Annotated in this window: 9 protein-coding genes; 1 reads left to right on the top strand and 8 read right to left on the bottom strand. The window is 25.5% G+C overall.

The window, feature by feature from the left end:
• Nucleotides 1–10 precede the first annotated feature (10 nt).
• Nucleotides 11–490, bottom strand: coding sequence for a hypothetical protein (locus ACLGL0_RS06850; protein ID WP_411014130.1), 480 nt, complete (start codon nt 488–490; stop codon nt 11–13).
• A gap of 249 nt (nt 491–739) precedes the next feature.
• Between ACLGL0_RS06850 and ACLGL0_RS06845 the strand changes: the two genes are divergently transcribed.
• Complete coding sequence (locus tag ACLGL0_RS06845) at nt 740–1054, top strand: hypothetical protein (protein ID WP_411014129.1); 315 nt, start codon at nt 740–742, stop codon at nt 1052–1054.
• A 128-nt stretch (nt 1055–1182) separates the two neighbouring features.
• On the opposite strand, the gene addA is transcribed toward ACLGL0_RS06845, so the two are convergent.
• From addA to ACLGL0_RS06810, 7 genes are all read right to left on the bottom strand, one after another.
• Entirely contained in the window at nt 1183–4968 is a 3786-nt protein-coding gene (gene addA / locus ACLGL0_RS06840; RefSeq protein WP_411014128.1) for a helicase-exonuclease AddAB subunit AddA, read from the bottom strand.
• Nucleotides 4968–8426 (bottom strand): PD-(D/E)XK nuclease family protein, encoded by a 3459-nt coding sequence (locus ACLGL0_RS06835; RefSeq protein WP_411014127.1) that lies wholly within the window; start codon nt 8424–8426, stop codon nt 4968–4970. The genes addA and ACLGL0_RS06835 overlap by 1 nt, the downstream gene beginning before the upstream one ends.
• 88 nt (nt 8427–8514) lie before the next feature.
• On the bottom strand, nt 8515–8826 hold the full coding sequence (locus ACLGL0_RS06830) for a hypothetical protein (protein ID WP_411014126.1): 312 nt from the start codon (nt 8824–8826) through the stop codon (nt 8515–8517).
• Nucleotides 8827–8837: 11 nt separating this feature from the next.
• Nucleotides 8838–10382, bottom strand: coding sequence for a hypothetical protein (locus tag ACLGL0_RS06825; RefSeq protein WP_411014125.1), 1545 nt, complete (start codon nt 10380–10382; stop codon nt 8838–8840).
• A 110-nt stretch (nt 10383–10492) separates the two neighbouring features.
• Entirely contained in the window at nt 10493–12325 is a 1833-nt protein-coding gene (locus tag ACLGL0_RS06820) for an ABC transporter ATP-binding protein (protein ID WP_411014124.1), read from the bottom strand.
• Nucleotides 12315–14054, bottom strand: coding sequence for an ABC transporter ATP-binding protein (locus tag ACLGL0_RS06815; RefSeq protein WP_411014123.1), 1740 nt, complete (start codon nt 14052–14054; stop codon nt 12315–12317). The genes ACLGL0_RS06820 and ACLGL0_RS06815 overlap by 11 nt, the downstream gene beginning before the upstream one ends.
• A gap of 115 nt (nt 14055–14169) precedes the next feature.
• Nucleotides 14170–14835 (bottom strand): HAD family hydrolase, encoded by a 666-nt coding sequence (locus tag ACLGL0_RS06810; RefSeq protein ID WP_411014122.1) that lies wholly within the window; start codon nt 14833–14835, stop codon nt 14170–14172.
• Nucleotide 14836 lies beyond the last annotated feature (1 nt).

Raw genomic sequence — 14836 nt, 5'->3', positions numbered from 1 at the left:
TGTGAAAAAATTAATTTCTAGCTTTTAACTTAATATAATTACTATCTTCTTTATAATTTTTACAAAACTTTTCATATATTTTAATTAAACTTTTTTCAGAAATATCTTTTCTTTTATAGTTAAGCAAATAATATTTATTTTTAAGATTAAAATCAATCCTTGAAGTTTTTGAATAAACAAAAATAAATATTTCATTTCCATTAAATTCAGTTTCTACAGAAGGTGAAGATTTTTCTGTATCTTCCATTGTAATTTTAAATCTAAATTTACAATCAGAAATTAGATTAAAAAACTCTTTTTTATCCTCTTTAGACTCTATATTTACTGTATATCCACTTCCTTCGAAATATATTTTAATTACTTCATTATTTACAATTTCATTTTTTAAAGAATGTAATTCATATTTATATCTTAAAAATACTGATAAAAATACTATACATATTAGAGCAAAAATTATTGATATGATTTTAAAAAGTTTCTTATTTTTCATAATCAAAATTCCTCCTGAAATTCTTATCGTACAACTTACTTATATTATATAACTAAAATTTTTATAAAGTCAAATAATAATATTCTAATAATATTAAAAAACTATTGAATAAAAAAATAAATATGATATAATTGCTTTAAATATATATATCATATATTGTGTATACTTAATAATTTTAATGAAATATAGAACCATGGAGAATATATATATTCAAGATGCAATGATTTTCCATTATGAAAGGAGAATAGTGTGAAAACCCTAGTTTTAAAATATATTGATAAGAAAAATATTTCAATAATAACTTTGATTATAGCATTTTTATCAAGAATTATCGGAGGTATGATTACTAATAAATATCTATCATATCTACCATATAAAAATAAACATTCATTTTTTATAGACTTAATTGGAATTTTTATTCCTCTAATCTTAAGTACAATAAGTATAATGAACTTAAAGCATCTTAACAATAAAAAAATAGAATTTTTATTTACTATTTTAAATATAATTCTACTTTTATCAATTCCTTCAATCTATTCAGATATTCTAAATTTAATAGATTAGTAAAATAAAAAAGCGGATTATATATACTATATCTAAAGAATATAATATTTGATAATCGACTTTTTCATATAATTTAATTTTATATAAATATCATTCAAAAAACCAAAGTCAAGTTTTGACTTTGGTTTTTAAATTTCAACAAATTCATTTATTCCAAATAGATATAATCCCTTTTTGGCAACTTTTTTGCCGGAAATATCTTCAATTGCTGATTTATATAAATCCAATTGTACTTTATATCTTTCCTTTACTTCTTCAAGATTTTCTTTTGTTACATAATCTGTCTTGTAATCCAATAAAATTATTTCCCCATTTCTATTTTCAAAGAAAAGGTCAATTATTCCAACTACCATAATTTTTTCGTCTTCTGAAATATTTTCATCTTTAAATAGATTTTTCAATTTTATATTATAGTCAATGGCTTTTTCTTTAAATAATTTTTCAGATTTATTTGCAATGTAAATTTCTTTAAAAATATCAGACTGAATAAATTTTACAATCCAATTAATATTTATCGTTTCTGCTTCGTCCAAGCTCATAATATTTTTTTCAACAAATGAATTTATTTGCAACTTTACTTCTTCTCTTATTTTTGAAGCATCTTCTGTATCAAATTTTGAAAAGTCTAAAAGTTGCATAGCCAAATGGAAAATAGTTCCTTTTTCTGCAGAATTAAAACCGACTTTTTCCTCACCTTGATGAATAAATGACGGAGTTTTTAAAACAAAATTTTCTTTATAATATTTTTGATGTTTTTCCTCATCTTCTTCCTGAATCATCTTTTTAATCTCAGAAACAGTAATACTTGATGGCTTGTTTAAAACATTTTTATAAACATATTCTTTATTAAATCTATCTTCTAAGAATTCTTTAACAGTTCGCATTTCTTGTTTAACTTCAATATCATCTTCTTCAGAAATTATTTCATTGGTTTTTATTTCTTCTTTAATTCTTTGATATTCTATAAATTCCTCTGTTTTAGTATTTACATTTAATTGAAATTTTAAATCTTCATTTCCTAAAAAGTTTTCTTCTCTTCCCAAACAATTCAAACTCTTTCCATAAACTGTAAGATTATCAATAGAACTTAATATCCAATCGAGATAATTATTTATTTTTAGAATTTTATAATTACTTATATTGCCTCTTTCATCAATTCCGGTGCTTATTTCTTCTTTTAAATTCTCATAATCTTTTACTCTTCCGGTTATTATGAGTTTTTCTTTTGCCCTTGTCATTGCGACATAAAGAAGCCTCATTTCTTCAGCAATTTGTTCATTCTTCTTAAATTTTTCAATTTTTTTCTTCATAATACTGTTAAATGAAGTTTTCTTATCCATATCATAAACAACAGGACCGAAACCAAGTTTTTGATGTAAAACCAAATTGCTGTCGTCTGCTCTAAAATTAAATTTCTTATTCGTATTTGCAAGAAATACAATAGGAAATTCCAAGCCTTTGCTCTTATGAATACTCATTATTTTAACTACATTCGCATCTTCAGAAATTAGTTTCGCCTCTGAAATATCACTTTTTAAACTGATTTTTTGAATATAATTTACAAAATTGAATAATCCCTTATAAGAATTTTTTTCATAATTTTTTGCCTTTTCGAAAAGTAACATAAGATTTGTCTTTCTCTGATCTCCCATATCTAAAAGTCCGACATAATTATAGTATCCTGTATAATTATATAAAAACCATATTAGTTCATCAGCTGATACTAGAGTTTTCTTTTCAATAAATAATTTTAAATCGGAAATAAATTTTGAAATTTTTTCTCTTATACTTGCTCTAATTTCTATATTTTCATCATCTAATATCTTAGTTAAAAGCTCATAAAATTTTAATTCTCTATCTACAAGTCTTATTTGACTTAATTCTGTTGGTGTAAAATTATAAATTGGAGAATACATTACTGAAAGAAGAGGAATATCTTGCATAGGATTATCTATAATCTTGAGTAAATTAATTATTGTATCTACTTCAAAAGTATCAAAATATCCACCCGTACTCTCTGCATAAATTGGAATATTATATTCTAAAAATACTTCTTCTAAAATTTTTGTATTACTGCTTGGAGAACGCATCAAAATAACAATATCTTTGTAATCAACTTTTCTATAATCATCCAAATTTTTATCATAAACTTTAAAAGGATTTTCTTTATTGTTCATCATATTGTAGATTGTGTTTGCAATTTTTATACATTCAAGCCTAAAAGATTTCATCTCCTCAAAATCTTCTGAATACTCATCAGTTAAAATTATCTCATCTTCGTCCTCATCATCTGATTTTTCATCAACCAAAAGAATTTCAACTGCACCACCGACATTTTCATCACTTTCTTTAAAACTTGCCATAGGATTTAATCTTTCATCAACAGTATAATCAAGTTCTCCCGTTTCTTTTTTCATTATTTTTGAAAAAACTAGATTTGTTCCCTCAAGAATTTCTTTTCGACTTCTAAAATTCGCATAGAGCATTATCTTTCTATTAAAACTGTCAATATCATCCTCTACTCTATAATAATTTTCATACTTTTCCATAAAAATACTTGGATCTGCCTGTCTAAATCTATAAATGCTCTGTTTAACATCTCCAACCATAAATCTATTATTTTCTTTAGCAACTGCTGATAAAAGAATTTCTTGAACTAGGTTGCTGTCTTGATATTCGTCAATAAAAACTTCAGCATATTTTTCTTGATATTCCAAAGCAGCTTTTGACGGTTTAATATTTCCATCTTCATCAATATCTACAAGTATCTCTAATGCCAAGTGTTCAATATCGGCAAAATCTACATAATTAAATTTTTGTTTTCTCTCCCAAAACTTTTCCTTAAATTTAATTACAATATCAGAAATAGCGCGAACATAAGGATAGATTAAATCACTTTCTATCTTTATATTTTCTATATTCAAATTTAAACTCTCAAGAGATTCTTTAATTCCATCTTTTAAACTATCTATTTCTTTTTTTACTTTATTATATATTTCTTTTACATCTTCATCACATTTTGAAATTCTAAAACTTCCAAAATCTGAATGTAAAAATTCATAAGATGATTTTTTTAATTCATCAAATTTTGTATTATCCTTTAAAAATGTCTTTAAACTTTCCTTTACAACAGATAATGCATCCAACAAAGTATTATAGATATTTAAATATTTTTCAAGTTCAGGATAATTTTCAATTTTTTTCAAATTATTTTTAATACTAAGTTCAAAAAATTCCAAATCCATATCTACATCTTTTGCAATATCCAAGATATAATTTTCTAAATAGAAATCATCGTCCTTTATCTTTGTATTAAAAAATTCTGCCTTTTCATTTAACCAAATATCTGGAAAAGGATGTGAATTTACAAAATTATTTACATTTAATAAAAGTTGCAAAAGTCCTTCATCCGTATTTTTCTTAACATACCAATCAACTAATCTTAAAAAATTTTCATCATTATTTTCATAAAGCTCTTCAAATAGTTCTTGCATAACTTCTTTTGCTAAAACTTCATTTTCACTAGGATCTATTACTTTTATATTGTTATCCAAATTTACCAAATGAGCATAAGATTTCAAAACATCCTTACAAAAAGAGTCAATAGTTGTGATGTCAGCACCACTAAGGAGCATTAATTGTTTTTGAAGATATTCATTTTCTGGATTTTCTTCAAGTTTCTTTTCAATAGCCTTACTTACTCTTTCTCTCATTTCAGATGCAGCCAATTTTGTAAAAGTTACAACAAGTAATTTATTTATATCTATAGGATTTTTTTCATCTAAAACAAGCTCAATAATTCTTTCAATAAGTACAGCCGTTTTTCCAGAACCTGCTGCAGCGGATACAAGTAAATTAGTATTCCTACTATCTATTACTTGTTTTTGCTCTTTAGTCCACTTTACTTCACTCACTATTTCTCACCTCTTTTCTCTTTATTTTTTAATTCCATTTTTTCAAATACTTCATTCGGTTTGTCTTTTGTTACTAAATTCTTAATATTATTATATTTATTATGCTTAATATCAAATCTACAAATGGATTTATATTTGCAATAATCACAAGGCTTTTTATCCTTATACCTGAAAGGTTTTATATCAATATTTCCATCATAGATCTCTTCACAAATATCCTTAGTCTTATTTAAAACAAATTCATTTACTATTTCAAATTCATCAGTTGTCAATCCTAAAGTACCTGCTCCAATTTCTTGACCTTTTGATTTCAGTTTGATAGGAAGTATTTCAGAAGTTAATCTATTTTCTTCTAAAGTTTTATCTAGATTCTTTAAAAGTTCCATATCCTTGATAACAAAACCGGTAAGCTTATTTCTCTTAAGTTTTTCACTATAAAAGCTATCATCACTCATATCAAGCATTTTTGAATAAGTTTCAAAACCAACCAAATTTGTAGTAAAATCACTATAAAATAATCCTGCTGGTTTATATCTATCTTTATTTGAAGATAAAATTGCATTCATATATACAAAAAGTTGAAGTTGAAGCCCAGCATAAACTTGATTCAAGTCAATATCTCTTTTTGAAGACTTGTAATCAATAATTCTCAAAAAGTCTGAATTTTCACCCTTAAAAACGTCAATCCTATCAATCTTCCCAACTAATTTAATATCCTTTCCATTTTTTAAAGTATATGAGATTGGCTTGATAGACTCATCTCCAAATTCCGTTTCAAAACCTGTTGGAATAAAATTACCACGTCTTACTTGTTCAGCCATAATTTCTATGCTTTCAACAATATTTTTTTGTGTAATACTTGAAAAATATTTATATTTTGGAGAGCTTTCAAGAATAAAATTAGACTTTTCAGCCATTTTTGCTGTTAATTTTTCGACTTCCCTTTGGATAAATTCTCTATCAATTGTATTCCAATCAATGTTATTTTCGTAAACACCTTTAAAAAAGTCGTCAAAAATCTTATGACAATAAGTTCCATAATCAGCAGGAGAAAAGTCATATACTTCTCTTTCCTTTACTCTAAGTCCATAATTTATAAAATATGAAAAAGGACAACGCACAAAGTTTTCTAATTTTGAAATACTTACATTTCCACTTTCATAAAGGAATGATGTATAATCTTTGATATTTTCTGTTTCTTTTTTGTAGTTTAGTTTATCCTTTAAAATTTCAATCTTATACTTATAATCTTTATCTTCTATCAAGAAATCAATTATTTCTCTAAAATTGAATTTGTCATTTTCACTCAATTTATTTGAATTTAAAGCATCTATATTGGATACTAAAATTTGGTATAACCTCTCTTTAGAGAAAGTTTCAAAAATATCCATAATAGTAAAATTTTTAAAGAAATCTATGCTTTCAATTTCTAAATTTTTAAAAAGAAATAACATCTTTTTCACAAATCTCGAAACTAAAAGACTCTTTCCTTCCAAATCAGAAATAGGATAAGTTATATACAACTTTTCTTTGGCAATACTAAAAGTCTTATAACTTAAAAATTGCTCATCAGTAGTTTTAATTAAATTATTATTTGAAAAATTTAATCCTAAAGTTTTTAAATTTTCTTTTTCATTTTCACTAATTAAATCATTATCAACAATGTTTTTTGGAAAATTTCCATCGTTAACACCCAATACAAAAGCTACTTTTGTAGAAGGTTTTTTCATTCTATCAACTGTTGTAATAAAGATTTCATCTTTTGAAGGTGGTACAATTCCAAGTTCAATATTTTCAATTTCAGTTTTAATTAAATTTAAAAATTTAGAGTAGGAAATTTTATCATCTCCCATAAATTCAACTAACTCATCTAATATCCCAATGAAACTTCCCCACACTTGAGAATACTCTTTTGCCTTATACAAATTCCCTTCATTTTGAAAATCCATTACAAATTCATTTATTCTATCAAAAAGACCAATTTCTAAAGTAAACTCATATAAATATTTACAAATATCTTTTACTGTATTTCTACCTTTTAACTTTTCATGTAAATTTTTAATCGGAGCTACCACTAAATTTTTAATCTCATTTATCTTTTCAAGTTTTTCATCGTCACTTTCTTCTTCAACACTATGGACGATTGACTTGCTCCACAATTCATCAAACCAACGATTACCTTTTATATCATTAGCAATTACATAGTTTTCTAGAAGAAAAATATCTTCATTTGAAATTCCAGTTAGACCACTTTTTAAATATCTAAAAACAGAATCATAGGAATATTTTTTATCTTTCATATCTAAAATAGATAGTATTAGAATAATAATTGGATTTTCCATAATTGAAATTTTTTCATCTAAGAAATAATCAATTTTATAATCATCAAAAACTCTTTCAATTATATAAGAATATTCTTCTAAACTTCTCATACAAAGAGTTATATCATTGTATCTATATTTTTTTGTCTTAACTAATTTTGAAATTTCTTCTGCAATAAAAGAAACTTCATCATAAATATTTTTAAACTTTATAATTCTAATATTTTCAGAATCTTTATAATATGGTTTTGCAGAAAAATCTCCTACACTTTTTTCTAAGAAGTATAAATCATCAGAATTATAATAGCTTTCATTTGAAAGTGAAACATTGCTAAGTAATGGAATATTATGCTTCTCACATATATTTTTAATATTCAAAATTGTAGAATTACTTCTAGCGAACATATTCATTTTTGAATGTAAATTTTTAAAATCAGTTAAAAGAGAAAAATAAATATTTTTTGAAAAATAGATTAACTTTTCAATTACCAAGTATTGAGCAGGAGTAAAGTCCATATATTCATCAACGAAAATAGTTGCTCCTTTGATACTTTCAAAATCATCAAGTTTTTGGGCAAAAATATTCAAAGTATCTTCTGTATCAGAGTATTTTTTATCAATCAAATTTTCATAAGACTTATAAATATTATATAAATCTTGCATTTTAAATTTTAAAGACTCGTTTTTAACATTTTCTGTAAGTAAAAAAACATCCGTAACTGAAAAATCATTTTGCTTAAACTCTATTATCATATCCATAATATTGTTTACAAAACCCATTTTAAAATCATCAGATTTAAAAGTAATCAAATCTTTTGAAACCAAGTCCATTGCTTTAAAAGTTAAAAGACTTCTAGCACTTGTCGTAAGTCTTCTCTCCTTAAGTCCACCGACATTGGTAAATACAATTTTACTTAAAGTTGAAAAACTAACAACTCTAATTCTAAAATTAGGATCAATATTTTTTTCATCTTCAAGCTTTTCACTTAATCTTTTTTCCATTTCATATGTAAATTTTTCCGGAACTAAAATATAAATAGGCTTTTTATCTTCTCTTTTAGCCTCTTCAAAACAAAGCTCTAAAATCTTATCAGTCCTATCCGCTCCAAATCTTCCTGTTATAAATCCAACTGCCACAATAATTACCTCTTTCAATCTGATATGATTATTTTATCATATTTCGAAACAACAAAAAAGAGTTACCACTTAAGTAACTCTTTGTAAACTATTCTTTTCTATAAACTGAAAATATTTTTGATTTTGTTCCGCTAGCATTTTCAATTTGCAAATCATATCTAGTATATACTTTCCCATTTGTATCCTTAACTTTTTTATGAGAAACAACTACCAATTTTTTATCTTTTACATCTTTATTAGCATTATCTACATATTCTTTAATAGTCTTTTCTTTTTCTAATATTACAGATTCTGTTTTTAAAATTTCTTCATCTACTTCAACTTTAAAATGATTATAAGCAAGTAGTAATCCAAAAAATAAAAGTAAAATTAAAAATAACTTAAAAGGTTTATTTTTCATATTATTTCTCCTTATATTTCTTCAAATATTGAAATGATAATTTTACTTCCATCATTTTTAATATGTTCTAAATCATGTTTTATATAGAACTTTCCATTTTCATATATATTTCCCGACTTTACAATTTTTATAGTTCCATTTAATTTAAGATTTTCACTAACGAATAAAATAATGTTATTTTTATATTTTGAATCTTTTTTTATAGTATTTCTATCATTTATACCAAAATTTAATTTTTCATCACTTTTTGTCACAAGAATACTACCATTTCTAACAGTAACAACATATCCTTCTAATGTCTTGCTACCTTTAACTAATTTATTAAATTCATATATTGTTAATCCATCATTCTCAATTTTTGTTTCTTTGTATTCGTTAACATTAAACTTTTCATCTACTTCCAATATATATTGATAAATATCTTTTTTTACAAAATTTTTAACTTTTCCTCTAGTATTATATACTTTTGTATTTAAGCTTTTTCTATTTGGAGATATATTCAAAAATTGATACTTATCTCCATAAATTTTATATAATTTAACCTCATTATCTGGATACATATAACTATTCGCAATATCCAAAGCATCTTGTATACAATAATTATTACAAATAGCATCATTAAATCGTTTTAACCACATATTATGACTTAAAACTTTAGTTGTCATTCTCCATCCAATTGAAGTCTTAGCTCCTAGATAATATGCTCTATAAGTTATATTATTATCAACATTATCTGCAGTGCTACATCCCGCAAAAATTATCAATTTAACATTTTGCATGTCACTCGCTTTCAGTGTTGCATATCTTTCTCCAAACTCACTAGTGAAATCTCTTTTAAAATGTATTCCTGACATATACTTATAATGATTATCATATTTTCCTTTGTAATCAAACGACATTGATATTGGAGAACCATGTCCAGAATATATTTGAATTGGACTTGCCATCCTTGGAATGCCATTGGAATTTTTACCAGTAATAACGTTATAAGTTGGTTCTAATGAGTAGTCAGAAATATATCCAAACAAAGAATATTTTTCTCTAGCATAAAGTATCTCACTTGTTGTGTCTATGTTCTTTTCATCTTCACTATAATATCCGTAGTTAGCTCCAACAAACCAAGCATTAATATTTAAAACATTTTCACCTTTTTCATTAAAATACCTCATTCTACCATCTATTTTATAAAAACCTGTAACCATAACACCTGATTCTTTCAAATAATATAATTTACTTCCCCAGTGTAACCATCCTATCACCATAGCTCCAGAATCATCAAGATAATACCAATTTCCGTCAGGATTAATCCACCCTGTTTCCATCCAACCAGAAGAATTAAAATGATACCATTTACCTCCTATTATTTCCCATCCTACTGCATAACCTCCATAAGAATATGCAAACCACCATCTGCCATCATTACTTTTTTTCCAAGTTCCACTTGCATCGGCGGAAACGATTTCTTTTCTTAAAACAAATTTATTATCTATCCTACTATTAGATAAAATAATTGTAAACACTAATACACAACCAACAAACAATTTTCTCAATTTCATTTTAATCCTCCCATTGTAAAAATATTATATATATCATAAACATATATACATATATATTATATATCATAAAAAAATCAAAGTCAAATTACAGACTTTGATTTTTTAACTTATTAATCCAGTTCAAATTTTCCTGTATATAATTGATAGTATCTTCCTTGTTTTTCAATCAATTCATCATGAGTTCCCATTTCTAAAATTTCTCCATTATCCAGAACGATTATTCTATCAGAGTTTGAAATTGTAGAAAGTCTATGAGCAATTATAAAAACAGTTCTACCTTCCATTAAAACATACATAGCTTTTTGAACAACATTTTCTGTTTTTGTATCTATTGAAGAAGTAGCTTCATCAAGAATAAGAACAGGTTTGTTTTCAAGTAATGCTCTTGAAATTCCAAGTAGCTGTCTTTGACCTTGAGATAAATTTTCTCCACCACTTCTTAATACAGTATCATATTGTTCAGGAAGTTTTTCAATAAATTCATGAGCTCCAGTTTTTTTACAAGCTTCGATACATTCTTCTCTTGTAGCATCTAAATGCCCATATCTTAAATTTTCTAAAACTGTTCCAGTAAATAGATTTGTTTCTTGTAAAACAACACCTACATTTTTTCTAAGGTCAGCTTTTTTTATTGAATTTACATTTATTCCGTCAAATAAAATCTCTCCACTATTTACATCATAAAATCTATTTATAAGATTTGCAATTGTAGTTTTTCCACTTCCGGTTGCTCCTACAAGTGCAATTTTTTCTCCTTGTTTTGCAGTAATACTGATGTTTTTTAAAACTGTTTTTTCTTTATTATATCCAAAAACAATATTTTTTATATCAATATTTCCTAGAACTTCTGTTTTTTCTCCGTTTTCTTTTACAAATTCATATTTATCAGTTTCATTTGATATTTCGACTTTGCCTTCATCTACTTCAGGTTCTTGGTCAATTAGATCAAAAATTCTTTCAACACCCGCTAAACCCATAATAATTGAATTTAGTTGCATTGAAACTTGGTTGATATTTCCTGAAAACTGCTTTGTCATATTTAAAAATGGAACTACTATACTTATGCTTATTGCCATACCTGAAAGACTTAAATTATATACATTAAAGTATATTAAAAGTCCTCCAACAATTGCAACAACAACATAGAGAATATTTCCTATGTTATTTAAAATAGGTCCAAGTATATTAGCATATGAGTTAGCTTTTTGAGAATCGTCAAATAACTTATCATTTACTTCATTAAATTTTTTCATTGACTCATCTTCATAATTAAAAACTTTTACAACTTTTTGCCCATAAATCATTTCTTCTAAATAACCTTCAGTTTTTCCCAATGATTTTTGTTGCTCAATAAAGTATTTTCTTGAATGTTTACCAACATATTTTGTTACAAAATACATGGCAGCAACACCTAGTAAAACTGTTAGAGTCATCCATAAACTAAAATATAACATTATACTAAAAACTGTAACAACAACCACTAATGATGATAAAACATTTGGTAAACTTTGTGAAATCATCTGTCTTAAAGCATCAACATCATTTGTATAATAACTCATTATATCTCCATGTCCTTCAGTATCAAAATACTTCAAAGGAAGAGTCTGCATTTTTACAAACATCTTTTTTCTCATGTGATAAAGAGTTCCTTGTGTAATAGTAGCCATTGCAAGATTATATACAGCTGTTAATATCAATGAAAATATATCTACTCCAATTAATATCAAGATTAAAGTAATCATTTGTTTTGAAAAAACAGACCATGAAACTGAAGGATCTCTAGCTTCAAGTAAACTAACAATTTTTTGTACAAACAAACTTGGAATTGAACTAATACCAGCTGTAACAACTATTCCTACTAAAACCAAAGGAAACAGTAAAGGATAAGCTGTAAAAACTTCTTTTATTACTCTGAATAAAGTTGATTTTTTACTATTTTTCATCTACAACTCCTCCTTGTGTTAAATATAAATCACGATATAATCCCTCTTGTCTTACTAGGGTTTCATGATTTCCATTAGCAACTACTTCGCCCTTATCAATTACTAGAATTATATCAGCATTTCGTACGGATAATATTCTTTGAGCAATTATAATTTTTGTAGTTTCAGGCATATAAGATTGTAAGCCTCTTCTAATCAATTCATCTGTTTTTGTATCAACAGCAGATGTGGAGTCATCAAAAATTAGAATTTTTGGTTTCTTTAGTAGTGCTCTCGCAATACAAAGTCTTTGTTTTTGACCACCTGATAAATTTGCTCCACCTTGCTCGATATACTCATCATAACCATTAGGCATTTTGTTTATAATTTCAGTTGCTTGAGCAATATTACAAACTAAATCAAGTTCTTCATCAGTTGCATTTTTGTTTCCCCATTTTAAATTTTCTCTAATTGTTCCAGAGAACAAAGTATTTTTTTGGAGAACCATACCTACTTCTTCTCTTAACAATTCAATATCTATATTTTCTATTTTTGTATTATCAATTAAAATTTCTCCAGAATTAATATCGTAAAGTCTTGGAATAAGTTGTACCAATGTACTCTTCCCTGAACCTGTAACTCCTATTATACCAACAGTACTGCCTGAAGGAATTTTAAATGAAACATCATTTATTACATTTTCAATAGCATCTTCTGAATATTTAAACACTACATTTTTAAATTCAATTTCTCCACTATTTAATTTTTTGTGAAGTGACTTTTCATCTGTTATTGTTGATTCTGTATTTAAAACTTCAGAAATTCTCTTAGAAGATTCCATCGCCATTGTTATCATAACTAGAACCATTGAGAACATCATTAAGCTACTCAAAATCATAAAACTATAAGTCATAAGAGCAGATATTTGTCCAACATTAAAACTTGGATTAACCCCTGCTACTATAACATAGGAACCTAGAAATAAAATCAAAATAGTATCTACATACAAACAAAATTGCATTAAAGGTGCATTCAAAGATATTATTTTTTCTGCAATTGTAAAATCATTTTTTACTTCAGTTGCAACTTTATCAAATTTATCAATTTCAAAATCCTCACGAACTAGTGATTTTACAAGTCTTATAGCCTTTATATTTTCTTGAATAGTATTATTCATATCATCATATTTATAAAATATTTTTTTGAAAATTTTCATCGCTTTTATAATAATAAATGCTAGTCCAATTAAAAGTATTGGAACAACTATTACAAAAATAAACGCAAGTTTTCCGCCCATAATAAATGACATAACAAATGAGAAAACAAACATAAAAGGACTTCTAATAGCCAGTCTAATTATCATCATAAATGCATTTTGAACATTTGTAACATCTGTTGTAAGTCTTGTAAGTAATGATGAATTAGAAAAAGAATCTATATTTTCAAATGAAAATCCTTGAACTTTTTCAAAAATATCCTTTCTTAAATTTCTAGCAAAACCAGAAGACGCAACAGCACTTTTTTTACCTGCCAAGATTCCAAAAGCTAAAGAAAGCATAGCCATTACAACTAAAACTAATCCTTGATTAAATAATTCACCAATTGAAACATTTGACCTAATACCGTTTACAAGATTTGCAAGAATAAAAGGAATTATACATTCCATAATAACTTCTAAGACAATATAAACAACAGACATTATTGAGTCTCTTTTATATTCTCTTATACTCTTACTTAATGTTTTTATCATAAACTTCCTCCATCAACATGTGCTTAAATATAAAAAAACTTAAATATAAAATATTTAAGTTTTTAACATTCTAACTTTAGAATATAATAATATTTAACATTTATAATATACCCCACTAAAGCGAATTAATCACTTTTTTAAAAAATTTTTTTAAAAATTCTAAAACTTCTCCTAAATCTTCAAAGATAAAATCTGCCTTTGATTGATCTTGACCAAAATAGTGGTCTTTTAGTGCTATTACTTTTATATTTGCATTTTTTCCTGCTTCTATTCCCATTGAGGAGTCTTCTATTACAAAAGCATCTTCACTTGAAACTTTTAAAACTTCACAAGCTTTTAAATAAACATCCGGATTGGGTTTGCTTTTTTTTACTTCATCTGAACTAACAATAAAGTCAAAATATTCTAAAATTTCACAAGATTTTAGTGCTTTTTCAATTGTCTTTTTAGGACTAGATGAACAAACTGCCGTTTTAATTTTGTGTTCTTTTAAAAATTTTAGTATTTCTTTAACAAATGGTTTTAAAATTGATTTATAATCTATTGGATTTTCTGAAAAATATTTTTTATTTTCTGCGTCTATCTCTGAAATTGAATATTTTCCATTTAACATTTCAAAAAGCAGATTATATGTTCCTTCCATATTTGTACCTATTAATCTATAAGTATCTTCTAGTTTACCATTAAATCCTTTTTTTGAAATCCAATCAAATGTTCCTTTCATATAAAACATTTCTGAATCTATTAAAACTCCATCCATATCAAATAATATTGCTTTCATA

Source organism: Parvimonas pharyngis, assembly GCF_046569675.1.
Lineage (GTDB): Bacteria > Bacillota > Clostridia > Tissierellales > Peptoniphilaceae > Parvimonas.
This window is presented reverse-complemented; position numbering and strand designations above follow the sequence as displayed.